The sequence below is a fragment of the Streptomyces sp. DvalAA-43 genome (assembly GCF_900091725.1).
Classification (GTDB): domain Bacteria; phylum Actinomycetota; class Actinomycetes; order Streptomycetales; family Streptomycetaceae; genus Streptomyces; species Streptomyces pulveraceus.
In genome coordinates, this window is sequence record NZ_FMBW01000063.1 from 169,390 (window position 1) to 191,212 (window position 21,823).

20 protein-coding genes and 2 pseudogenes are annotated in these 21,823 nt (G+C 70.6%); 10 read left to right on the forward strand and 12 right to left on the reverse strand.

Translation table 11 applies throughout. From position 1 onward, the window contains the following. Positions 1-132: 132 nt before the first annotated feature. Complete coding sequence (locus tag GA0115234_RS25735; RefSeq protein WP_093546155.1) at positions 133-474, forward strand: winged helix-turn-helix transcriptional regulator; 342 nt, start codon at positions 133-135, stop codon at positions 472-474. 59 nt (positions 475-533) lie between these two features. Here the strand turns inward: GA0115234_RS25735 and GA0115234_RS25740 are convergent, their stop codons facing one another. Continuing rightward, entirely contained in the window at positions 534-1,673 is a 1,140-nt protein-coding gene (locus GA0115234_RS25740) for a serine hydrolase domain-containing protein (protein WP_093546028.1), read from the reverse strand. A 155-nt stretch (positions 1,674-1,828) separates the two neighbouring features. Then, the gene (locus GA0115234_RS25745; protein WP_093546031.1) at positions 1,829-2,764 is read right to left on the reverse strand and encodes an FAD-dependent oxidoreductase; all 936 of its coding nucleotides are present in this window, start codon (positions 2,762-2,764) and stop codon (positions 1,829-1,831) included. A gap of 336 nt (positions 2,765-3,100) precedes the next feature. Here GA0115234_RS25745 and GA0115234_RS25750 point away from each other — a divergent pair, with 336 nt between their 5' ends. Beyond that, entirely contained in the window at positions 3,101-4,207 is a 1,107-nt protein-coding gene (locus tag GA0115234_RS25750) for a serine hydrolase domain-containing protein (protein ID WP_093546034.1), read from the forward strand. A gap of 69 nt (positions 4,208-4,276) precedes the next feature. Here GA0115234_RS25750 and GA0115234_RS25755 read toward each other — a convergent pair whose 3' ends face one another. From GA0115234_RS25755 to GA0115234_RS25765, 3 genes and pseudogenes are all read right to left on the reverse strand, one after another. Next, positions 4,277-6,682, reverse strand: coding sequence for a hypothetical protein (locus GA0115234_RS25755; protein ID WP_093546037.1), 2,406 nt, complete (start codon positions 6,680-6,682; stop codon positions 4,277-4,279). A 337-nt stretch (positions 6,683-7,019) separates the two neighbouring features. After that, positions 7,020-8,143 (reverse strand): annotated as a pseudogene (locus tag GA0115234_RS25760) (methyltransferase domain-containing protein); the annotation flags it as partial. Between the two features lie 132 nt (positions 8,144-8,275). Beyond that, positions 8,276-8,878: a hypothetical protein gene (locus GA0115234_RS25765; protein WP_093546039.1), complete on the reverse strand. Its 603-nt coding sequence runs from the start codon at positions 8,876-8,878 to the stop codon at positions 8,276-8,278. A 154-nt stretch (positions 8,879-9,032) separates the two neighbouring features. On the opposite strand from GA0115234_RS25765, the gene GA0115234_RS25770 reads away from it, so the two are divergent. After that, positions 9,033-10,133: a hypothetical protein gene (locus tag GA0115234_RS25770; protein WP_093546042.1), complete on the forward strand. Its 1,101-nt coding sequence runs from the start codon at positions 9,033-9,035 to the stop codon at positions 10,131-10,133. A 173-nt stretch (positions 10,134-10,306) separates the two neighbouring features. Here GA0115234_RS25770 and GA0115234_RS42510 read toward each other — a convergent pair whose 3' ends face one another. Continuing rightward, a complete protein-coding gene (locus GA0115234_RS42510) occupies positions 10,307-10,999 on the reverse strand; it encodes a restriction endonuclease (protein ID WP_256088815.1) in 693 nt (230 codons plus the stop codon). 388 nt (positions 11,000-11,387) lie between these two features. Between GA0115234_RS42510 and GA0115234_RS25780 the strand changes: the two genes are divergently transcribed. Together GA0115234_RS25780 and GA0115234_RS25785 are read left to right on the forward strand one after the other, a co-directional pair. Then, positions 11,388-12,488, forward strand: coding sequence for a barstar family protein (locus GA0115234_RS25780; RefSeq protein ID WP_256088816.1), 1,101 nt, complete (start codon positions 11,388-11,390; stop codon positions 12,486-12,488). Between the two features lie 189 nt (positions 12,489-12,677). Continuing rightward, positions 12,678-13,127 (forward strand): hypothetical protein, encoded by a 450-nt coding sequence (locus GA0115234_RS25785; RefSeq protein WP_093546048.1) that lies wholly within the window; start codon positions 12,678-12,680, stop codon positions 13,125-13,127. A 60-nt stretch (positions 13,128-13,187) separates the two neighbouring features. Here GA0115234_RS25785 and GA0115234_RS25790 read toward each other — a convergent pair whose 3' ends face one another. Next, a complete protein-coding gene (locus GA0115234_RS25790) occupies positions 13,188-14,120 on the reverse strand; it encodes a quinone oxidoreductase family protein (RefSeq protein WP_093546161.1) in 933 nt (310 codons plus the stop codon). 111 nt (positions 14,121-14,231) lie between these two features. Here GA0115234_RS25790 and GA0115234_RS25795 point away from each other — a divergent pair, with 111 nt between their 5' ends. Next, the gene (locus GA0115234_RS25795; protein ID WP_093546051.1) at positions 14,232-14,675 is read left to right on the forward strand and encodes a MarR family winged helix-turn-helix transcriptional regulator; all 444 of its coding nucleotides are present in this window, start codon (positions 14,232-14,234) and stop codon (positions 14,673-14,675) included. A gap of 20 nt (positions 14,676-14,695) precedes the next feature. Here the strand turns inward: GA0115234_RS25795 and GA0115234_RS25800 are convergent, their stop codons facing one another. The 3 genes from GA0115234_RS25800 to GA0115234_RS43760 all read right to left on the reverse strand — a co-directional run bounded on the left by GA0115234_RS25800 (position 14,696) and on the right by GA0115234_RS43760 (position 16,450). Next, entirely contained in the window at positions 14,696-15,091 is a 396-nt protein-coding gene (locus GA0115234_RS25800) for a RidA family protein (RefSeq protein WP_093546164.1), read from the reverse strand. A 338-nt stretch (positions 15,092-15,429) separates the two neighbouring features. Further along, the gene (locus tag GA0115234_RS25805) at positions 15,430-15,915 is read right to left on the reverse strand and encodes a hypothetical protein (RefSeq protein ID WP_141718480.1); all 486 of its coding nucleotides are present in this window, start codon (positions 15,913-15,915) and stop codon (positions 15,430-15,432) included. A 190-nt stretch (positions 15,916-16,105) separates the two neighbouring features. Next, positions 16,106-16,450 (reverse strand): hypothetical protein, encoded by a 345-nt coding sequence (locus GA0115234_RS43760; protein WP_237541731.1) that lies wholly within the window; start codon positions 16,448-16,450, stop codon positions 16,106-16,108. A 112-nt stretch (positions 16,451-16,562) separates the two neighbouring features. Between GA0115234_RS43760 and GA0115234_RS25815 the strand changes: the two genes are divergently transcribed. Then, positions 16,563-17,651 carry an RNA ligase family protein gene (locus tag GA0115234_RS25815; protein ID WP_141718481.1) on the forward strand — a complete coding sequence of 363 codons (1,089 nt, stop codon included), beginning with the start codon at positions 16,563-16,565 and terminating at the stop codon, positions 17,649-17,651. Here the strand turns inward: GA0115234_RS25815 and GA0115234_RS25820 are convergent. Next, the gene (locus tag GA0115234_RS25820) at positions 17,618-18,511 is read right to left on the reverse strand and encodes an NADP-dependent oxidoreductase (RefSeq protein WP_093546060.1); all 894 of its coding nucleotides are present in this window, start codon (positions 18,509-18,511) and stop codon (positions 17,618-17,620) included. The genes GA0115234_RS25815 and GA0115234_RS25820 overlap by 34 nt on opposite strands. Positions 18,512-18,581: 70 nt before the next feature. Between GA0115234_RS25820 and GA0115234_RS25825 the strand changes: the two genes are divergently transcribed. Together GA0115234_RS25825 and GA0115234_RS25830 are read left to right on the forward strand one after the other, a co-directional pair. Further along, positions 18,582-19,217: a TetR/AcrR family transcriptional regulator gene (locus GA0115234_RS25825; protein ID WP_093546063.1), complete on the forward strand. Its 636-nt coding sequence runs from the start codon at positions 18,582-18,584 to the stop codon at positions 19,215-19,217. A 145-nt stretch (positions 19,218-19,362) separates the two neighbouring features. Then, positions 19,363-19,926: a cysteine hydrolase family protein gene (locus GA0115234_RS25830; RefSeq protein WP_093546066.1), complete on the forward strand. Its 564-nt coding sequence runs from the start codon at positions 19,363-19,365 to the stop codon at positions 19,924-19,926. Between the two features lie 66 nt (positions 19,927-19,992). Here GA0115234_RS25830 and GA0115234_RS25835 read toward each other — a convergent pair whose 3' ends face one another. Next, positions 19,993-20,925 (reverse strand): LysR family transcriptional regulator, encoded by a 933-nt coding sequence (locus GA0115234_RS25835; RefSeq protein WP_093546069.1) that lies wholly within the window; start codon positions 20,923-20,925, stop codon positions 19,993-19,995. A gap of 138 nt (positions 20,926-21,063) precedes the next feature. Here GA0115234_RS25835 and GA0115234_RS25840 point away from each other — a divergent pair. Further along, positions 21,064-21,810 (forward strand): annotated as a pseudogene (locus GA0115234_RS25840) (MFS transporter). Positions 21,811-21,823: the final 13 nt, after the last annotated feature.

A 21,823-nucleotide genomic window follows, 5' to 3' on the forward strand; every position in this document is an offset into this window, starting at 1 on the left:
AGGGACAAGACGGCACATTGCTGTCGTTCACGTACACGGAGATAACCGTTGTCCCCCATCCCGGACAGCCCACTGACAGCCGTCGTCGACGCGCGCGAATGCGGCGAGCCCGACGAGGACGTGTGCCGGCAGGTGCTGCAGATCCTTGGCGTGATCGGCGACAAGTGGAGCATCCTGGTCGTCGGACAGCTCCGCGACGGCACGCTGCGCTTCGGCGAGCTTCACCGTGCCGTCACCGGCATCTCCCAGCGGATGCTCACACTGACCCTGCGGCAGCTCGAACGTGACGGTCTGCTGACCCGCACCGTCTATGCCACCGTTCCGCCCCGCGTGGAGTACACCTTGACCGAACTCGGCTCGACGCTGCTGGACGCCGCCACCGCCCTGGGCAATTGGGCCACCGTCCACCGCGAGGAAATCGGGGAGAACCGGCGCCGCTACGACGACACTCATCCGCCGCAGAAACAGCCCTGAATCCTGACCTGAGTCTTGGGGGGGGGACAGGGGGGGGCGGGCAACGGATCCCCAGGTGCTCAGTCGCTCGCGATGCCGAGCGCCGTACGGATCTCGTCCGCCAGCCGCACGTCCAGACCGGGCACGGTCATCCGGTTCTTGACCAGGGCGAAGGAGAACCGGTGCGCGGGGTCGGCGAAGGCCGTGCTGCCGCCCGACCCACTGTGGCCGAAGCCGCCCGCCGGGCGCAACGGCTTCGGCCCGCTGTCCCCGATCACGAAGCCGCCGCCCATCGTGCAGGTGGTGCCCATCATCCTGTCCATCCCGCTCACCCACCCCGTGGTCGCCTCCTTCAGGGTCGCCGCCGACAGCAGCCGCACCCCCTCCAGCTCACCTCCGCAGGCCAGCACCGCGTACAGACGGGCGGCCCCGCGTGCGGTCATGATCCCGTTGGCCGGCAGTGCCGTACGCCGGAAATCGGCGCGGTTGCCCAACTCCGCCACCGGCAGCACCCCATGGGGAACGCAGTCGAAGAACGGCGCCCCGGGCGGCATCCGCTCCAGCCGCGCCGCCCAGCCGCCGTCGTAACAGGTGGCCACCCGCGAGGCCAGGTGCTCAGGGACGTGGAACAGCAGCTCGTCACCGATCCCGAGCGGACCGGCCAGCTCCTCGCGCAGCAGCTGGTCACAGGTCCGGCCGGTGGCGCGGCGCAGGATCTCGGCCAGCAGCACCCCGTAGGTCCAGGCGTGGTAGCCGAACGCGCTGCCGGGCTCCCACTGCGGCCGCTGCCCGGCGACCCAGTCGGCCATGGCCGGCAGGTCGAGCAGCCGCTCCGGGGTCGTGTCCACCGGCAGCCGGGGCAACCCTGCCATATGGCCGAGCACCTGCCCGAGGGTGATCCGCTCCTTCCCGGCCGTACCGAACCGCGGCCAGTACCGCGCCACCGGCGCTTCGTACGCCAGCGCTCCCTGATCCACCAACACCGCGACCAGGGCCGCCGCCACGCCCTTGCCGGCCGACCAGGCCGGCACCAGGGTGTCCGGTCCCATGGGCCGTCCCTCGGCGGCGTCGGCCGTCCCCGCCCAGGCGTCGACCACCAACTCGCCGTCGTGCCAGGCCGCCACCTGCACCCCGGCCTCCACGCCCGACCCCGTCACCTCCGCCAGGACTTCCTCGACGCGTCGCTGCGCCGGGCTGTCCGGCACCGTGCTGGTGTGCACCGCCCCTCCCCCCTCCGGCCCGGGGAACCGCGGTCACGGCCACCCGCCGATTCCAACGGGGTTCCGGTCAGCACCGTTCCCTCGGTGGCAGGCCTGCTTCGGACCGGCAGCCGTGGCGGCCCGGCCCGTATTCCTCGGCCCGAATCCGGCCAGGATCAACGGCTCGGCCGCTCCCGCATCGCGTAATAGGCGCGCAGCGCGGCCTCGCTGCCGGAGCCCAGGGCGGTCATGATCCGCTGAAAGCGGGCGGAGCGCAGGTCACCGGCCACGATGATGCGGGGGTGCTGGCGGGCCGGCGGGCAGTAGCCGTCCCCGTCGCGGCTGAGGTCGCCGGGCGGGGCGGTGGGCGCGCTCCCGATGCTCACGTAGACGGCGTCCGCCGTGACCGTACGCCGCCCGCCGTCCCGGCCCACCGTGTCCGCTGCCACCATGGCCTGTTCGGCAGGGTGCAGCGTCAGGTGCTCGACGGGCAGGAGTGTGACGCGGGGGTCGTCGCGGATCTCCTCGGTCTTGTACGCGTCGGCCTCGGGCTGAGCGACGAGCAGGCGGGTGTCGGTGGTCGGGTGGGCGCGCAGGAAGGTGCCGATCGGGCGGTCGCCGCCGAGGACGAGGAGGGTACGGCCTTCGGCGTCGTCCGCGTCCGCCTGCCAGAGCGGGGGAAGGGTGGGGCTGTCGGGGGCGGTGATCCAGGGGACGTCCCGGGGCTGGAGAGGGCCGACGCCGGTGGCGACGACGGCGTACGGGGCGGTCAGGCACGTACCGGTGTCCAGGGTGACGGCGACCTGGTCGTCGTCGGCGCGGAGTTCGACGGCGTGGCGGCCGAGTTCCAGGCGGCACAGCTCGGTGCTGTTCAGCTCCGCGGTGATGGAGTCGGCGAGCCCGGGGCCGCTGGTGTGGCCGCCGAGGACGTTGTTCAGGGCCGGGATGCGGTACAGATTGCGGCACAGGGCGTCCCGTTCGATCAGGACCGAACGCATGCCGACGCCGGCGGCCATGCGGGCGGCGGCGCAGCCGGCCGGTCCGCCGCCGACGATGATCAGGTCGGTGTCGTGGGTGGTACGCGAACCGGTGCGGGACGGGGTATCGGGCATGCGGCTATTCCAGCACCAAGCCCCCTGCCTACGCAGCGGGCCGTCCTCTCACCTGCTCCGCGGTGACGAGTGCGGGGGAAATACCTTCCTCCGGGACGAGTCAGGGCGGTCGGCGTCCGTGACTCCGCGGTCACGGCCAGGCGGTCCTTCCGGATCACGCCGGGCTCCGCGCGACGCCGCCCCCTTCCCCTTTCCCGCACCCCGTGGCGGATCGGGGGTCGCTCCGGGGCGGATCGGGGTGATCACTGATGCTCAACGGTGGCTTTCGGAGGGAGAGTTGATCCCGCGCGAGCACCGCGCCGACCCAATGCACCTTCGCCGCCCCTGGAGCTGTCGATGACCGCACGCCCCCGCGCCCTTCGCCGTCGCACCATCACCGCCGTGGCTCTGGCCGCACTCACGTCGGGCCTGGCGGCAGCCCCTGCGGCCACGGCCACGGCCATGCCTCGTACGGTCACCGCCCACGACTCGACCGGCACCCGCGACCCTGCCGCCGTGAGGGCGCTGCTGGCCGCCCTCCCCGACGGAGTGACGGACGCGGCTCTCGTACGCGTCGCCGGCCGGGGCATGCGCGCCCCGTTCACGGGGACGGCCGGACCGGTGGCGGCGGACGCCCGGTTCCCGGTGGGCAGCGTGACCAAGGTCTTCACCGATGCCGTGGTGCTGCAACTGGTCGCCGAGCACAGGATCGGCATCGACGAGCACGTCCGCCCCCACCTGCCCGGACTGATCCCGTCCGCCTACGGCGACATGACCGTACGCCAGCTCCTGGACCACACCAGCGATCTGCCCCGACCGGTCCGGGTTCCGCTCGGCCCGCGCGCAGTGGTGGCCGCCTCCTTCGACGCGGACGCCGCGGCCCGCCCCGGCCACATCCCGGCCCCCGGAGACGTCCAGCAGTACAACGGGCTGAACAGCTTCGTTGCCGGGCTGCTCGTGGAAGAGGTGACCGGCCGGCCCTTCGTCCATGAGCTCGACCGGCGGATCCTGCGCCCGTTGTCCCTCCGCCGCACCGCGCTCTCGGAGGACCCGACGATCGCCTGGGCCTGGGCGGAGGGCGGGCTGTCGTCCACCGCGGCCGATCTCGACGCGTTCCTGAAGGCCCTGCTGGACGGACGGCTCCTCCCGCCGGCCCAGCAGAAGCACCTCTTCGAGGTACCCGCGGTGTCCAGCGCCCACGAGAACACCAGCTGCCCCACGTCCGCGGCTTGTTTCAGTGCCGGCGGCCTGATGGGAATCGAGCTGAACGGCACCAGGGTCTGGGGCAAGACCGGTTCCAGCGGCGGCTGGACCAGCGGCATCTTCGCGAGCACCGAACACCACCTCCGGACGGTCTACACCCTGCGGCCCGACGCCCTGGCCACTCCCGTGCAACAACGCGCCCGAGTCGAGTCGGTGGTCGAGGCGGCACTCACCACCACGGGGCCCCTGGCCGGCCACTGAACTCGACCGGGCGATGCAGGGCTGTCCCGGCCGGGGCGCCGCTCACGCCTCACCTCGCCTCGCCTTGCCTCATCTGCCCGGCCCTGACCCCGGCCGTACCCGTCCAGCCCGCCTGCGGACCAGAACCACGACGAACAACAGCCCGGCGCCCACCAACGTCGGCACCAGCCAGCTTCCGAGGAGACCGGACGAACCCCCGGCGGACTGGGCGGAGTTCGGGCCCTTGTCGCTGTCCGCTCCGCCGTGGCCGTTGCCCGAGCCTCTGTCATCTCCGGTCGCGGAACTGTCTTTGCCCGTGCCCGAGTTGTCGCCGCCCATCCAGATCTGCGAGCCGTTGGCGGCGGGGCGGGCCGCCTGTGCGGACCGGGCGGTGTCCTGCTGCATGCCCGCCCAGCGGTCGCGGAAGGCGTCGGCGGAGGGAACTTTCCGCAGTGGGAGCCGGGAGAGGTCGACGCCGCCGTAGATGTAGGTCCGCGTGTAGATGTAGTTGCCCTTGCGGGTGCGTTCGGTGACCTTGAACTCGCCGTGCTTGTACGAGTGCACGTAGGCGTCGAAGGTGTCGCGCGGCTTCCACTTGGTCCGCGTCTCCCAGCGGCTCACGTCACCCCGGTCGATGAGGTCGCCGTACGTGGACGGGCTCCGGGTGTCGCGCTCGCGGTACCACTCCGCGGCGACCCTGGAGAGATAGACACGGCGCAGATCGGCGTACTGTGCCGCGTGGTTCACGGCCCGCTCGATGCCGGGCAGGATGAGGTCCCGGAACGTCTTCTCGTTGCGCTCCTCGGACCCGGGGTCGCTGCGGTCCTTGCAGGAGGCGGCGCCCTCGCTGCCCTGCCCGGAGAGGTGCTGCGACTCCATCTTCACCTTCAGCGGCGCGTCGAGGATGTAGAGCTGGTCGCCCTGCTCGTTGACGCGCGCCTGACCGGGCACGACCCAGGTGCGGAACGACATGCACCTGCCGCCGATCCGGTTCCAGAACTTCTTGCCCAGCCCGGTCTTGGGATGTATCAGTGCGGCCGTCGTCTTCTTCAGCTGGAGGTCGGCCTGGAGCAGGATGCGGCCCACGTCCGTGCGGCCCAGGTTCGCGTCGACGATACGGTCCGGCTCGGTCGGATTGAGGTTCACCCAGAACGTGGAGCGCGGCATCGACAGCCAGACGAAGAACGCGTCGGAGCTCTCCTTGGCGGCCTTCACGCCCGCTGCCGAGTTCTTCTCGTTGTCGGGGCCGCCGGGGCCCGCTCCGAAGGCGTACCGCAGCCCCTTGCCGGAGTCGGAGAGGTAGCGCAGCTCCAGGGTGGTGAAGTCGATGCCGCCCGGTGCGGAGGCCGGGTCGGCGAGGGCCTTCCCCAGGCCGCTGCCGCGCGGTGCGGACGCGCCCTCGCCCTCGTCGCAGGGCTGGGAGCGCAGGGGGCCGGAGCGGGTGAAGACCGCGGGGTTCGCCAGGGTGACCGGCGAACTGCCGTGTATCGACGCGTTGTTGACCGTAGTAGCAGGGCAGGGGGAACCCGGGATCTTCAGGGTGTCCTTGGTCGCCTCCTGGTACTCCTTCTCGCGCCGCTGCTCCTCTCCGTACTCCTTCCTCGCCTTGGTGATGTCCTTGCCGAGCCGCAGCCGGGTCTCCGCGTTGCGGGTCGTGGCAATCTTCTTGTACTGGGTGTTGATCGTCGCCACCGCCCGTTCCCGGGCCTTGTCCGTGGTGTGCTTCTTCATCGCCACGGCGATCTTCTGGTTGCGCTCGGAGACCTCGGCGTCGGTGAGGTCGTAGTCGTAGGAGTGGAAGCGACGGGCGCCGCCGTCGATGAGCTGGCGGCACTGCTGGCAGAAGTCCCGCTCCGAGGCCCAGGTGAGCTCGTCGAAGGAGGCACCGTCGTAGTTCGGGTCGGCGCTCAGACGTTCCAGGGCACGCAGCACGAGGGGCTCGGAGTGGCTGCCGGGATCGGTGTTCTCGTCGGGGTTCCGGCGCTTGGGAAAACTCATCCCGCCGACCATCAGCAGGTGGTCGAGGCCCGCATCGCGCACGCGCTGGTACGCGCCCTCGGGCAGGTAGTCGCGGAACTCGAAGAGGTCGACCTTCCGGTAGACGACCAGCGGCCCACTGCCCCGGGGCGGGTTCTCGACGATGGCGTCCAGCTGCTCCTCGCTCAGACCGGTCGGATCGACGAGGGTGAAGGCCACGTTGGACCATTCGCTGAACGCCCGGCCCGGCTGCCCGTTCGCCATGGCGAGCCGGATCATCAGGAGCTCTTTCATGAGCCTGTCGTCGTAGTACGGCAGCTTCCCGCTGTCCGGTACGCCTGCCGGCAGGGCAGGCGCCGAGGCGGGTGCGACGGCGGTGTCCAGGCGGCCCGCGGTGGGGCGGGCCGCGGCGGAAGGTGACGCGAAGGCCGCACTGCCCACGAGCGGAAGGGTGAGGGCGAAGGCGGCGGCGATGGAGCTGACGGTGGTCGTCAGGCGGTGCCGAGTACGGTGAGTCACGGTGACACATCCCCCGTATGCGCGGTGAGTCGCGATGAAGGTGTCCGTTCCGGTGAGCGGCCCAATGGCCTTTCTCCGTATCGATTATGACGTCTCGTCAGTCTTCTGTGGTTCTGGCTCAAGAGGACGGGTACGTGCTCGGGCATCCGCGGGGGGACCGGAGCGGCTCATGTGCGCGTCCCGTCCTTCTCGCGCGGCTTTCACTTCTTCGAGTGAGGTTGTGGTACGGGGCACGGGAGCCCGGACCCGCCCCGAACCACGGCAGCCCCGGTCACCGTCCACCCATGGACGGTGACCGGGGCCGGCTTCTTGCCGTGCTCGCGCGCACGATCGTTCGGGCTACGAGCAGGCGGAGGCCGAGCTCTGCCGCGTCGAGGGCGACGAGGTCGCGGTTGCGCTCGGCCCAGCGGCCCGAGGAAAGGTCGGCGCGGAGCCGGTCGACCGCCCGCTGCTCGGCCTCCGGACCGACTCTGGCCCATACCGATACCGCGCGGCGCACGTCTTCGTCCAGGTACGCCCCGGGCCGGCGCCAGTGTGCCTCGAAGAAGCCGTCGGCGCAGTCCCACGGGATGAGCACCGGCTCCGCGCGGCCCCCGATCGCGCGGGTCAGACCGGCCAGTGAAGGCCAGTCGACGAGAAGGCCGGCGAATTCAGGCAGGTAGTCGCGCGTGAGCCAGAACCGCTGAAGCCACCCGGTGGTGCCGGCGTCGTAGGTGAACACCACCACGCGGCGGGCCACGCGCCGCATCTCGCGCAGGCCCGCGATCGGGTCCTGCCAGTGATGAACGGTGCTGAAGGCCATCGCGGCGTCGAAGGACTGGTCCTCGAAGGGGAGGCTCTCCGCGGTGGCGGCCACGCACGGTGCCGCGCCCGCGGGACGCTGCGCCCGCATGTCCGCCGAGGGTTCCACCGCGGTCACGTCGCGGTCCGGAGGTTCGTAGGAGCCGGTGCCGGCCCCGACGTTCAATACCGTCCATGCGTCCCCGAGCGCATCCCGGACCTTGGCGGCGATCCGCGGCTCGGTACGCCGCGCCGCCGGGTAGGCGGACCCGATGGTGTCGTACAACTGCTCGCCCATCACCTTCAATTGTTCCTCCGGTGTCGTCCTGATCCCCATGGCACGTGCCTCCAGTTCCCGGTCTATGGCCGCCACCATGGCGGCCGCGCGGTCGCGCTGGTCCAGCAGCAGGCCGCGCAGCCGGTGCAGGTGCGCGACCACGTCGGTGGCCGGGTCGTCGACGAGATCCGCGATCTCGCGCAGTCCGAAGCCCAGCCGCCGGTAGGCGAGCACCTCCCGCAGCCGCTCCACGTCGCCTGCCGAGTAGGCCCGGTATCCGGCCGAGGTCCGTGCGGACGGCCGCACGAGACCGTCTCGTCGTAGTGATGCAGTGCGCGCACGCTCACGCCGGCCAGCTCGGCCACGCGTCCCACGGTCAGGCGTTCATCCACGGCACCGACCATGCCGCATCACGCCACGTGAGGGTCAAGGTTCAGGCTCGACGGCCTGGCGGTCGGCAGCCGGATGAGGTCGCAGTCGACGTTCCGGCAACTGCGGGGGACCGGCCGGACCGGTCCCCCGCGGCACCGGCAGGGTTACTTCCGGTCGAGCTTGTGCGAAGCCTCCCAGTGCCCGTTCTTGAGGATCTTGTCGTAGTAGGAGTTCGGGAGCTTGTTGGTCGCGCTCGGCAGGCGCTTGTCGTTGCGGAGGATCCTGCTGTAGCCCTTGAAGACGGCCATGGACATGTGCAGACAGTTGTTCGTGTGGCCGTTGTATCCGCGGTTGCGGACTGTGGTGTACCAGGACTGCGCGGTCTTCAGGTCGCCGTCCGCGGTGTTGATGCAGCGGTAGCGGGTGTAGTACTGCTTCTTGGTACCGGGGAAGTTCACCTTGGTGAACGTGGCGCGGGCCTGCTCCCATGTGCCGCCGCGGATCCAGCCGGCCTTCGGCCCGTTGACCGTGCTGCCGAAGGACCCGTAGATCCAGTGGTTGCTCCTGGCGCGGTCCTTCACGATGAAGGCCGCGTGCCCGATGTTCATGTTCTCCACCACCCCGTCGGGGGCGTTCACCATGCAGACCCGGCCGAGGGCGGCGGCTTCGGCAGGCGCGGGGCCGGCTACGACCCCGCCCGCAAGCAGCGCGACCGAGGCGGAGCTCGCCACGGCGGCCCGCTTGAGATTCTCGTGAAGATTCGTCATCAGGTGTCCCCTCTGTGATCGGCCCTCCGGGTCACCCGGTCGGTGACCTGCTGGAAGGGCCGTTGACCGCAGATTGGCCAGAGGCTTGATGACCCGCCACACTCTGGCTTCCCGGTCATCAACCGGTCATCAAAGACTCCACGAAGGAGCCCATATGAGTGGTCGACAAGGGCGGCAGGAAAGCTCCATCGATCCGACGCACGGCCCCCAGGCGCTCTTCGCCCAGCAGTTGCGCGACCTCAGGAAGACCTGCGGATCGCCCACCTACCGGGAACTCGCCTCCTGGACCCGGAAGATCGGGACGCCCTACTCCGACACGACGCTCTCCAGCGCCGCCCGCAGGCACGAGTTGCCGTCGTGGGATGTGACGTCCGCGTTCGTCAGCGCCTGCCTCTCCTACGCGAAGACGAGCGGCGAGCAGATCGAAGCGGACCTCGGTACGTGGGCGTCGCGGTGGCGGAACGCGAAGGCGGAGCTCTCCCCGGACGGCCCGTCCTCATCGCCCGGCGAGGAGAGCGCGGAGCGCACGGAGCACGCGGAGCCCCGCCAGGAGGGCGAGGGAACGGGCGAGGTATCGGGCGAGGGAACGACGACTGCCCGGACCGGGACGCCGTCGACCGCACCCGGCACTCGGACACGGCTGCGTCCGAGCGGAAAGAAGGCGGGGTGGGCCCTCGTGGGGATCGCCGTGGTGGCTGCTGCGGTTCTCGTCGGCCGATCCATGGCTGCGCCAGAGTCCGCGACGACAGACGCCGCGCGCTCCGGTGCGACCGCCGCGCCCGGCACATCCGGCGCACCCGCGTCGCCCACCGGCGCACCAGGCCGACTTCCGTCGGCGCCGACAGCGGACGCGGATCTCGACGGCGACTACCGGTGCGCGCGGCCCCGGCTTCACGATGGCGTGTCGTGGACGCCGTGCACCTCCGTCGATGCGGCAGAACTGACCTTCATGGTGCGCTTGACCAACAGCGGACCCGATCCGGTAAGGGTCAGAACAAAACTCGGCTACATCCGCGCAACCGTTCCTCACCCCTGCCCCGGACAGTGGGGAACGGGCGCAGAGCTCACGGTGAAGCCCGGCACGAGCGTGATGAGCCCTCCGGGCACCTGCGTCGTGGACAAACAGCCCGCCTCGGCGTTTCAGGCGGTGGCCTGGGTCGGCCCGCCCCTGAAGACGGCGTGGGACTACCGCGAGATGTCGCCCACCGTCCATGTCCAGCCCGACGGACAGACAACCGTCTGGGCTGGAGAGTAGAGAACTGAAGGGCGGGAGGACTGGAGGCCCGGCGTCGTGGTCGCCGACGAGACCGGGTCACCGGCCACGAACACCGACCGCGTACGTGGGTGGACCCGGAGCGCGAGCGGGCCCGGGACGTCGTGCGGCGCGATGCTCCGCACCCCCGGCGCGTATCGAGTACCGGTCCGGCGCTATCGGCCCTTGCGGGGTGCCGGGATCTTCGGCAGCAGCTCCCACAACGGCCGCCCGCCGCCGGCCCAGGTGGCAAGGGTCCGCCGGTCGGCCAGGTGCATGCGCAGTTGCCCGGCCAGGGGCGCACAGCGCGCGGAGAAGCGGCCGTTCGTGACGACCAGGACGACATCGGCACCGTAGAGCTGGCGGGCGCATCCGTTGACCCGTTGGAGGTCCGGGGTCCCGACCGCCGAGCCGTGGTCGCCGGCTTTGCGGTGCTTGCACTGAATGACCCAGGTCCGCCCCATCGGATCGGTGGCCAGCACATCCGCACCGTTGTCCCCTGCCCCGCCGATCTGCCGGGCGTCGGTACATCCGTCGCGGCGCATCAGGTCACGCACCGCGTACTCGAAATCCCGGTGGTGCAGGGCGTCCAGCTGCGGGAGTACGTAGCGCAGGCCCTGCCGCCGGGTCCGCTCCTGCCGGAGCCGCCGTTGGCGGTGGTGCACCCACCACGCCGTGGCCGCCACCGCGACGACCCCCAGCAGGGCGAGGACCCATGGGTTCGCCGACAGCCAGGACACCAGCGCCGACAGCAGCGCGAACACGACGAGACCGCCGACCGCCAGACCGAGCAGTTGGTCGCCCTGCCGTTGCCGACGCTTGGCCGGGCGCCGTTTACGGAGGCGCGCAGGCGGGCGCCGCGCCGTCACCTCTCGCCCCTGGACGAGGAGAAACGGAGGGGTTGAACGCCCACCCGCGCGTACGGCCTGATCCACGACAACTGAACTCCCCCTCGAAGTGGTCGACGATGACCGTCCATCGTGGCACCGGCCATTCGCAGCCCGTCGGCGAACGGGAACCGTAGGCCGGAAAGAAGCGGAATGGAGCGCGTATGGCCTTCCCGGCCCGACCAGTCCGGCCCACTCCGCCCCAGTCCCGTTGTCCGACCCGGGAGGGTCCGTATCGTAGGCGCGGAAGTTGCTCGTACGCCCGGGGGTTGGGCACACGTTCGGGGGTTGGGTGCGCATCGCGGATCACACTGGGTGGGACCGGGGCTTTCCGGTGAAGTACCTCCTGGTTCAGGAGGACGAAGAAGGTGTGGAACGTCTCTGGGGGAGGTGCGCGGGCGCCGAAGGGCTGTTCGTCGACCCCGTTCCTCCGCCGCGGGAGGTCCTCACCCTTCGCGGATGCAGTCCCGACGGCCTCCTGAGCGATGTTCTGGCCGGGCCCCACGCCCCGTCGCGGGGCCTGGGCGACGTGTGCGTCGAGGTCTGGGACGACGAACAGCCCGTGCAGTGGTGGGCCCTTGTCGATGCGGTCGTGGTGGCCCATCAGCCTTATCCCGCCGATCCGGCACGGTACGACATCGTGCTCGGCGCCGGCGTCAGGAACGAGGAGAGCTTCTTCGGACTGCCCACCGCGCCGCGCTTCGAGCTCTTCGCGGGAACGACGACGGCTGCGGCGAGCGCAGGGCGGTGCTCCGCCGTGGACGGCCTGTTCGAGCCACGGGCGGATCCGGCCCCCGTCCCGATGGAGCTGATCGGCTGCGAGCCCGCGGAGCCCCTGCTCGCGGCGCTGCGGCGCCCGCGTCGGTGGGAGCGGGACTGGGCCCACCTTCTGGTGCTGGATCGCCATGGTGCCGTGATGACCTCGCGCACCGTGGGCCTGGCCATCACCGGAGCGCGCCCGTCCGTGCTCGGTGGCACGCTGATCGACATCACCCTGACCGATGGTGGCGACGATCGGCCGTCGTCGGCGGCCCGGCCGATCTGGGAGAAGTGGTACCAGGGCCCACCGACGAAGCCCAACATATGGGCGCCGTACGACGCGCAGGGCAGGGCCGACTGGCTGGACCTCACCACTCGTGGCTGGCGGGTGCCCGTGCCCCGGCCGGACCGATCCGGCGGTGAGCACACTCTCGACGGCCGGTTCGTCACGGACGTTCCCGGGCTGCACTGTGCGATCGCCGAGGCCCTGCTCGGGCCCGGCCGCTACTTCGGCCGGGAGTGGAACGCCTTCAAGGACTGCCTGGGCGGTGGATTCGGAGTGGCCCCGCCCTTCACCTTGACCTGGCACGACTCCGAGGTCGCGCGCCGCGCGCTGGCGGGCGTCGTGGAAGATCCGCAGGGCCGACTCTCCTACTTCGAGGAGATCGTCCAACTTCTCGAACAGTGCGGCGTCACGGTCGTGCTCCGGTGAGCCACAGAAACCCGGATGAACACAGCTCCGGCGCGGGCTGAACAGGCTCCGGCGCCTGCTGCTTCGGCCGTGCGCCGCGCGGAATCCGCTTCTTCTGCCTGGCCGGTCGGCCAGGAGTGGGGCCACACCCACCCCGCTGTGCGTCCAGACCCATACCGGGGCGGCCGGGCGCTTCGTAGCGTCGTAGCCATGGAATCCAACACGCACCCCACGACCGAAGCAACGTCCCACCACACCCACCAAGCCCCCGACGCCCTGCGAGCCTTCGGCATGACGATGACCAGCATCAAGGTGTACGGCGCGCTCTGCGTCATCGCCCTCCTGGCGGTCGCCGCGGTGTCGAGCAGCGGTCACACGGTGAACACGTTCATGTGGGTCCGGGCAGTCCTGCTCCCGGTGATCGCCGTGCTGATCCACCGGATGGCCACCGCCGCTTCCCGGGGATCCCGACGGGCCTTCGAGCGCGTCGGCACCCTCGCCGTGATCATGCCGATCGCGATCATCGGCGTCGACCTGATCCCCGGTGTCTGCCCGCCGTGGTACGCCGCGATGCAGACCGCCTGCATGGTGCCCCTCGTCCGCGTCGCCTTCATCACCCGAGGCTCCGCACTGCGCGCCGCCTTCCCCAAGGCACGCTGACCGAGCGCCTCCTTCCTCCCCCGGCAGTCGGGTCGGGTCGGCCGGGTCGGCCGGGCTGTCCTACCTGGCCTCTGGGACAAGGACGACCTTGCCGAGGTTGCGGCGGGACTCGATGATCTCGTGGGCGCGCGCCGCCTCGGCGAGCGGGATTTCAGCGGATACGTGGGGGCGCAGCGTGTTGTTGCGGTGGAGCTCCCACAGCTCGTCGAGCCAGCGCGCGTACACCTCGGGCTTGCCCCGGGCGATGGCCGCCATCTGGAAGCCGATGACCGAGGCGCCCCGGACCAGCAGCTGGTACGCGTCGATCATGCCGCCGCCCGAGCTGAAGGCGACCAGACGGCCACCGGTGGCCAGGGCGCGCACCGCGGGGTCGAGGAGTGTTCCGCCGACCCCGTCGATGACGATGTCGACCGGATCGCCCCAGGATGCGTCCTCGTAGAGCACGACCTCATCGGCGCCGAGGGCACGGACGAAGTCCGCCTTGTCCGCCGTACTGACGGCCGCGACCACGCGGGACGCCCCGCCTGCCTTCGCGTACTGCAGGGCAAGGGTGCCGACCGCACTGGCCGCCGCGGTGACCAGAACGACTTCGCCGGGGCTCGGGCGGCCGGCCTCGTAGGCGCCGCGCGCCACCAGACCGCTGCGGACCAGGGCCACGGCGTCGGTGGCGGTCGCCCGGTCGGGAATGCGGGAGGCCATCACATGGTGAACGAGGGCCAGTTCGGCATAGGCGTGGGAGAAGCAGAGACCGGTGACACGGTCACCCACCGCGAAACCGGTGACGCCTTCACCGACGGCGGCCACGGTGCCCGCCACCTCGCCGCCGAGAGGGCCCGGCTCCGCGCCCTCGCGCACCTTTCGTACGACGGGGAGCGTGACTCCGACCGCTTCGGTGCGAACGAGCAGTTCATCCGGGCCGGGCTCCGGAGCGGGGGCCTCCTCGGTGAAGAGCACCTCGGGACCACCATTGACCTCGTAGCGGACACGACGCATGGACACCTCCGGGTGTGACATGAACCTCGAATTCATTGGGGTTCCCAACGAGTTGTCAGCGTAAGGGGAAAGCCATTGGGAAGTCCAACGATTTCGGGATAGCCTGCTTCCATGACTCCCACCCGACGCCCGCACGCCCTGGCGCACATCCAGTCCCAGCCGAGCTGGCTGGCCGGCCGGGTGGCGGCGCGCGGCCGGAGTCTGGTCGCCGAGGCGATCGCCGAGGAGGGGCTGAAGCTTCCGCATCACGCCGTGCTCGCGGCGGTGTCCGAGTACGGGCCGGTCGCGCAGGCGGATCTGGTACGCCGGCTGGGCTTCGACGCCAAGGACGTGGTCCTCCTGCTCAACCACCTGGAGGAGGCCGGGCTGGCGGTGCGGGAACCCGATCCGCGCGACCGCCGCAAGAACGCGGTGACGGTGACGACGGCCGGCGTGCGGACCCTGGAACGGTGCGCGGAGCTGGCGGAGCGTGCCAATGCCGAGCTGTTGGCGCCGCTCAGCGCGACGGAGGGCCAGCAGTTGATGGAACTGCTGACCCGGGTGTACGAGGCGTAGCGCCGCTCCGCGGCGACTCGTTATCCGGCGCTCGGTGCCACGGCCAATGCGTCGATCTCGACCCGGAAGTCCGGGTGAACCAGGCCGGCGACCCTCACCAAGGAGCAGGCGGGCGGGTGTTCCGCGTCCTGGTGCTCGTCCCGCACCTTGCGGAACGCGCCCAGATCGTCCAGATCGGTCAGGTAGACCGTCAGTTTGACCACGTGTTCCAGGCCGGAGCCCGCCGCCTCCAGCGCGGTGTTCAGATTCGCGTAGACCTGCCGAACCTGGGCCTCGGCGTCCTCTTTACCGACCGGATTGCCGTCGCCGTCGACCGGAACCTGCCCGGAGACGGCGACCATCGCTCCGGTGAAGGCGACCGCGTGGCTGTAGCCGTTGACAGGCGGTGAACCGTTGGGACGTATGAAGTGCTCCATGGCGCCGATCATGCCACGCACGAGAATCGGCTCCATGACGGACAGGAACTGACGCGGGTTCGTCGACGAGAGGCTCACCGCCGCGAGCGGGTACGGCGGCCACGGTGGACGCGACGCCTGACGGCAGGACCGTCGCCCGCCTGGAGGCCTGGGGCGCCCAGGGCACCTCGCTGGACTGGAACCTGCCCAACTGGGCTCGGTCCGCACCACGTTCGAGCCCCGGCACCACCGGACGATGCCCGGCCCCACAGTGGCCGGACACCGTCGTTCACCTGCCGAAGTCGCCGTTCCCCGTGCCCCGCTCCCTGGTGGGGGGCGTGACACGCCGACGACAGCTTCTAGGGGTGGTAGATCTCCTGCATGGCGGTGATCTGGTTCTGTCCGTTGACGCGGTAGTAGAAGTGCGGGCTGTTGGTGAGCTTGTGGTTCACCAGCCACGTCGGGGCGACCGACTTCACGGTGGTGCTGTTGATGTCGCTGAAGACCTCGACGGAGGCGCCCGGAGCGAAGGCCAACGACCGGGCCGCTCCCAGCGGGGTGTAGACGACGTCCTCGTCGTTCTTCGTGTTCACGCTGCACGTCTCAGGGGTGACGCGCACGACCGTCCTGCCCTGGCTGTTCTTGGCGGATTCCAGCTCGAAGAAGTGCTTGTACCCCTTGGGCAGGTAGCACGGCTGCCAGGCCGTGGCGGATACGGCGGTGGTGGATACGGTCGTGGCGCTTGTCGCCTGGTTCGGGCTGGCGCCGGACGACCCGGACGCGGCCGCGAGGAGCGCGGCGGTGGAGGCGAGGACGGCGACGGCGGAGACGTAACGGTGGCTCATGAACATCCTCTGTTCCGGAGGTTGACTGACACCAAGGGAGATACCGGACAGCAGGCAGGGGTTTCACCGACCCCCGGCTGTGACCGCACGGTGACAATCTCCACATCGTGAAGATGGTCGGCCCTGCCCAGCTCGGCCCGCGTTGGCCCGACCCGGGAGCGAGCCGCACCGGACACACCGCAGTCCCCCACTACGGCTTGCGGTCCGGTGCTGGTTCGGGCAGTCCCGCGTACCAGCCCTGGACGGCCAGCCAGAATCCGGCCAGCACCATGGCAACGAGCGCGGCGCGTACCACGTACCCGGCCATGGACGGCCCGATCATCCAACGCCGGGGCAGCAACCACGCCGCCAGAGCGACGACCACCCCGATGAGAACCGTCAGGGGAAGCTCCGCGTACAGCACGCTCCAGTCCGGGCCTGCCTCGAATCCGGCGCGCGCCCGGAGTTCGGCATCCGCTGCCCATCCCAGCAACCCTACGGACCCACCGGCCAGGACCACCCCGGTGCCGCTCAGTGCTTCAACGCGTTCTCTCATGATCACTGGAGACGCCGACTGCCCCGTGCAAGTTCCCGGAAAGCCGCAGCCACCGGGATCACGGCAGTGAATCTCTGTTGCCCGGGTACGGGCACACAGCGACAATCCCTGTGTGTCCGACACTGTGCCCGCGGGTTCCGTACTACGGCCCTATCCCAAGATTTCCGCGAGGGAGCGGCTCGGCATGTCCGGGGCCCGGGAGTGGATCGCCGCGGAGAAGGTGCACGGAGCGCACTTCGCGGTGGTCTGCGACGGCACCGGGGTCCATCCGGGGAAGCGGCGTGAGCTGCTGGGTGACGATGCGTTGGACGGCTTCTTCGGCGTGAGCAGGATCTGGCCGGCGCTGTCGGTCGCGGCGGCACGCTTCGCCTCGGCCCTGCGCGGTGCGTGGGGCGACTCCGCGGTGGTGACGATCTACGGAGAGCTCGCCGGTGGCTGTTACCCGCACCCGGATGTCCCTGCCCTTGCAGGTACCGAGCCCGTACAGACCGGTGTGTGGTACGCACCGGCCCTGCACTGGCTGCCGTTCGACGCCTCGGTCGAGAGGGACGGATGCCGGTGGTGGGTCTCCGACCGTGTTCTGCGTGAAACGGCGGCTGCCGCCGGGCTCATCTGCGTACCCGCTGTCGGACACGGCGCGTTGAACCGGCTCCAGGAGTTGCCCTGCGCCTTCCCCACCGGGGTCCCCGCCCTTTTCGGACTTCCCGAGCTGGTGGACAACCTCGCCGAGGGCTACGTCCTGAAGCCGGCCGGCGAATGGCAGGAGTCGGGTCCGGGCGGTGCCGGCATCCGCCCGGTGGTGAAGGTGAAGCAGAGGGCCTTCGCCGAGGACGAGCGCTTCGACGGTGCACGTCCGTATCTGGCACCGCCCGAGGGCGCGGCGGGCGCACCCGCCTGGCTGCTGGTCCAGGCATCGGCACTGCTCACCCCCGCCCGCGCGGCCGCCGCGGTGAGCAAGCTCGGGCCACGCGCCCCCGTGGACGCCGTTGCGGAGGAGATCACGCTGGACGTGACCGAGGAACTCTCCGAATCCCTGGGGGGAATGGAGGAGGCACTCCTGCGCGCTCTGGGACAAGCCCTCCGGCCCGGGGTGCGCTCCCTGGCGGCGTTCGACGCCGAGGACCGCCGTGGGCAGAAAGCCGGGCCCCGCAACTCCACGGGGAACGGTCAGATGACCACGGCCCGGCGCCCGCGCGTGTGACCGGCCTGGCTGTCGATGTGCGCCGCCGCGGCCTCCGCGAGCGGGTACGACTTCTCGACCGGGATGTGGAGCTTCCCGCGTGAGATGAGGACGACGGCCTCGGCGAGCGCTTCCGGCACGCTCCCGGCCGTACCGGAGAACCGGACACCGAGCTCCGGCGCGCCGAGATCGGCGATGGAGACCACCTTCCGCGGGTCCCCGGTCAGTTCGACGAGTTCGGGGATCACACCCGAGCCGGCCAGGTCGAGAGCCGCGTCGACAGGGCCGAGCCGCCGCACCCGCTCGACCCAGCCCTCGCCGTACGTCGTGGCGACGGCACCCAGGCTGCGCAGATACTCCTGGTTCGCGGCCCCGGCCGTGCCGATCACCGTGATGCCGCGGTCGCGGGCGATCTGGAGCACCGCCGATCCGACTCCCCCGGACGCACCGCTGACCAGCAGCGTCTGCCCGGACCGCGCACCGACCTCGCGGATGACGCGCAGCGCGGTCTCCACCACGGAGGGGTACCCGGCCGCCTCTTCGAACGTCAGGCCCTCGGGCATACGGGCCCAGGCCGACAACACGGCGAACTCGGCATAGGTGTTCTCCCCTTCGCCGAACACGTGGTCGCCGACCTCGATCCCTTCGACGCCCTCGCCGACCTCGTCCACCACCCCGGAGGCGTCCAGTCCGACTCCGGCGGGCAGCTCGATCGGATGGGCCTTGAGGATCTGGCCCTCACGAATCCTCCAGTCGACGGGGTTCACGCCCGCCGCCCGCACGGCGATGCGTACCTGGCCGGGGCCCGCGTGGGGCTCCTCGGCGTCCATGAGTCGCAGAACTTCCGGGCCGCCGAACTCGGCGAAACTCACTCTCTTCATACAGCCGACCGTAACACTAACGGTTAGTGTTTTGAAACGGTTTCACTTTTGTAGCTGATAGCATCAAGCCATGACCGTGCCGACCGGACGCCGCGAACGCAAGAAGGCCGCGACCCGCCGGAAGATCGCCGACACCGCCCTGCGGCTCTTCCTGGAACGCGGGTACGGCTCGGTGGGCATCCGTGACGTGGCCGCCGAGGCCGATGTGGCCGTCACCACGCTCTTCTCCCACTTCGCCTCGAAAGAGGCCCTGGTGTTCGAGCAGGACGAGAACTTCGAGCACCGCCTCGCACAGGCGGTCACCGACCGGGCGCCGCGGGAGCCGCTGGTCCGCGCGCTGCGCCGCGAGATCCAGGCCATGGTGCGGCATTGCGCCTCGGACAGCGCCGCACCGGTCTGGCGCATGATCGACGAGTCGCCCGCCCTGCGGCAGTACGAGGAGTCGATGAGGCTGCGTCATGCCGATTCACTGACAACGGCCATCGCCGCCGACCTCGGCCTGTCACCGGCCACAACGGCCTGCCGGACGATCGCGAGGTTCGTGATCGACTCCCATGCGCTGGCCCGAGAGGCAGCCGATCCGGAGGCCGCGGTGGACGAGATCTTCCGGATGATCGAGGCGGCCTGGGAGGTGGCCTTCCCTTCCCGACGTGCGCGGGGAGCTGTTCCTCCGGGCAGCACGGGGCAGCGGCCGGCCGGGCCGTGACGAGTCGCTGACGCCTGGTCTCGGCACTCGGTCCGCCCGAGCCTGCCGGACGGTACGGCCGGGCCGTTGTCAGTGGCCCGGCCTACTGTGGGCGGCACAGGATCCATGACGATGATCAATCCATGATGATGATCAGGAGTTCCCCTTGACGACCCTGCTCGAACGACCGAACACCGCGCTGCTCGTCATCGATGTCCAGAACGGGGTGGTGGAGGGTGCCCACGACCGGGACGGCGTGATAGCGAACATCGACACCCTGGTGGGCAAGGCACGTGCCGAGAACGTGCCCGTGATCTGGGTGCAGCATTCCGACGACGACCTCGCGCGGGACAGCGAGCCCTGGCAGTACATACGGGAGTTGGTCCGCCGGGATGCGGAGCCTCTTGTCCACAAGACCTACGGCGACTCGTTCGAGGACACCGAGCTGGAGGCGCTGCTCGCCGAGCTCGGGGTGGGCCTGCTCGTCGTGGCGGGCGCCCAGAGCGACGCCTGTATCCGCTCGACTCTTCACGGGGCCTTCGTCCGCGGGTACGACGTGACGCTGGTGAGCGACGCGCATACGACGCAGGACCTCACCGAATACGGCGCGCCTGCCCCGCACCAGGTGGTCGCGCACACCAACCTCTACTGGCAGTGGCAGAGCGCACCCGGACGCCGCGCGAAGACGGTCGGTACGGCAGAGGTGACGTTCACGTCGGACGCGGGCTGACCCACCTCTGGCCCCCACCCCGGCCCCCATCTCCGGCGTGTGACCGGCCCGTCGACGCGATGCTGCTCAGCGCCGTGTCCAGGCGGGTTTCCAGGTCCCGCTGTCGGGGCGGTCGGGCCGGGCGGAGCCGAGGTGGTCGCGGAGTGTGGTGAGTGCGGGGTGCGGGTTGTCGCGGCGCCAGATCAGTGAGTGCGGGTAGACGGGCGTCGGGTCGGTCACCGGGATGCGCCGCAGCCCATGGCCTGCGGGCCAGACCAGACGGGTCTGCTCGCCCATGAAGGTGGCCAGGGCCGGGGTGTCGGCGATCGTGTCGAGGAGCACGTCGGAGCCGAAGTTGGGACCGGTCGCCTCGATGGTGAGGCCGAACTCGGCGACGAGATCGTCGTAGTAGGCGGTCCACTCGGTACCGGGGACGAGGCCGGGCATCCAGATCCGGTGCCCGACGAGCTGGGCGACGGTCACCGACCGGGCGCCCGCCAGCGCGTGGGCGGGGCCGGTGAGGAGCTGGAGCGGCTCGTCGAGCACCCGGGCGGACGCGATGTCCTCGGGAAGGGGGCGGCCGGGTACGCCGACGGCGCGGAAGGACGCGTCGATCGCACCGGACCGGATGGCGGCGACGGCCCCCTCGATGTCGAACAGCATCAGCACATCGAGCTCGACGTCGGGGTGCGCGCGGTGGAAGCCGCGCATCAGGCCCGACGCCGCGCCGCGCGAGGCGATCACGTCGACGCGCAGCGGGCGACGGCCGGCGTGCACGGACGCGACCGCGCGCTCGGCGACGCGCAGCAGCTCACGCGCATGAGGCAGGAACGCCTGCCCGTCGATGGTGAGCTCGGCACCGCGCGCGGTACGGGTGAACAGCCGCACGCCGAGGTTGCGCTCCAGCGTGGCGATGCGCTTGGAGACGGCCTGCTGGGTGATCGCCAGTTCGGTGGCGGCCTCCTGGAACTGCCCCGCGTCGGCGGCGGCGACGAAGGTCCGGACGGTGTCGAGATCCATGCCGATCCACCCTAGTGCACAACGTTCGGTTGTGGCTCGCTGGTGAATGGGTTGTTTGACCTGCTGCTGCGCTGCTCGCTCTGCTCTCACTGGTCAACGTCGGTTTGTTCGGGTGGGGCAGCAAGGGGTGCGCTGAGCATGGTGGGCAGGGGACGGCTGGGTCGGCGGTTCGGGTGGCTGTGGGCGGCGTAGGGGTCAGTACGTTCGGCACCTGGCTCGCGTTCGACGCGTTCTCCCTGATCGCGATCCTTGTGCTGCATGCCGGGCCGACCGAGGTGTCGGTGCCGGCGGCCGGGGGCTGGCAGTGGGGGCGGTGGTCGCGGTGCCGCTCGGACCGTGGGTGGAGTTCCGTCGCAAGCGGCCGGCGATGGTCGCGATGGACCTGGTCCGGTTCGTGGCGCCCCCTGGCAGTACGGTCTCGCGTTCGGCCTGCCCTGTGTGGGCGGCGTCATCGGCTCCCGGCCGGCCCGCCGACTCGTCGCACGGTTCGGCCGCCACAAGGTCGTGCTCACCGCCGGGGCGCTGCGCGCGTGCTGGGCGTTCGGGCTGGCCTTCATCCGGCCCGGCGTGGCCGGGCTCGTGCTCGTCATCGCGGTGGAGTTCGGGCTGATCATGTGCATGGGTGTGTTCAACCCGGTGTTCGCCACCTACCGGCTCGATCGGACAGCGCCGGACCGGATCGCCCGCACCCTGTCGGCGTGGTCGGTCACCAGCAAGGCGACGGTCGCGGCCATGACCGGGCTGTGGGGTGTGCTGGCCGGCATCACCGGCCCCCGCACCGCGATCGCCGTCGCCGGTCTCCTCATGCCGGCCACCCCCTTCCTGCTCCCCCGGCACGACCACGCTCCGCACGACGAGCGCGATCCGGCCTGGAGCCCGGTGTGACACACCACGACGC

Coding starts and splice junctions, on each gene's coding strand:
- GA0115234_RS25745 (WP_093546031.1), bottom strand. CDS start 2,764: ATGCCCGATACCCCGTCCCGCACCGGTTCGCGTACCACCCACGACACC.
- GA0115234_RS25750 (WP_093546034.1), top strand. CDS start 3,101: ATGACCGCACGCCCCCGCGCCCTTCGCCGTCGCACCATCACCGCCGTG.
- GA0115234_RS25765 (WP_093546039.1), bottom strand. CDS start 8,878: ATGACGAATCTTCACGAGAATCTCAAGCGGGCCGCCGTGGCGAGCTCC.
- GA0115234_RS25770 (WP_093546042.1), top strand. CDS start 9,033: ATGAGTGGTCGACAAGGGCGGCAGGAAAGCTCCATCGATCCGACGCAC.
- GA0115234_RS25785 (WP_093546048.1), top strand. CDS start 12,678: ATGGAATCCAACACGCACCCCACGACCGAAGCAACGTCCCACCACACC.
- GA0115234_RS25790 (WP_093546161.1), bottom strand. CDS start 14,120: ATGCGTCGTGTCCGCTACGAGGTCAATGGTGGTCCCGAGGTGCTCTTC.
- GA0115234_RS25795 (WP_093546051.1), top strand. CDS start 14,232: ATGACTCCCACCCGACGCCCGCACGCCCTGGCGCACATCCAGTCCCAG.
- GA0115234_RS25800 (WP_093546164.1), bottom strand. CDS start 15,091: ATGGAGCACTTCATACGTCCCAACGGTTCACCGCCTGTCAACGGCTAC.
- GA0115234_RS25805 (WP_141718480.1), bottom strand. CDS start 15,915: ATGAGCCACCGTTACGTCTCCGCCGTCGCCGTCCTCGCCTCCACCGCC.
- GA0115234_RS43760 (WP_237541731.1), bottom strand. CDS start 16,450: ATGAGAGAACGCGTTGAAGCACTGAGCGGCACCGGGGTGGTCCTGGCC.
- GA0115234_RS25820 (WP_093546060.1), bottom strand. CDS start 18,511: ATGAAGAGAGTGAGTTTCGCCGAGTTCGGCGGCCCGGAAGTTCTGCGA.
- GA0115234_RS25825 (WP_093546063.1), top strand. CDS start 18,582: ATGACCGTGCCGACCGGACGCCGCGAACGCAAGAAGGCCGCGACCCGC.
- GA0115234_RS25835 (WP_093546069.1), bottom strand. CDS start 20,925: ATGGATCTCGACACCGTCCGGACCTTCGTCGCCGCCGCCGACGCGGGG.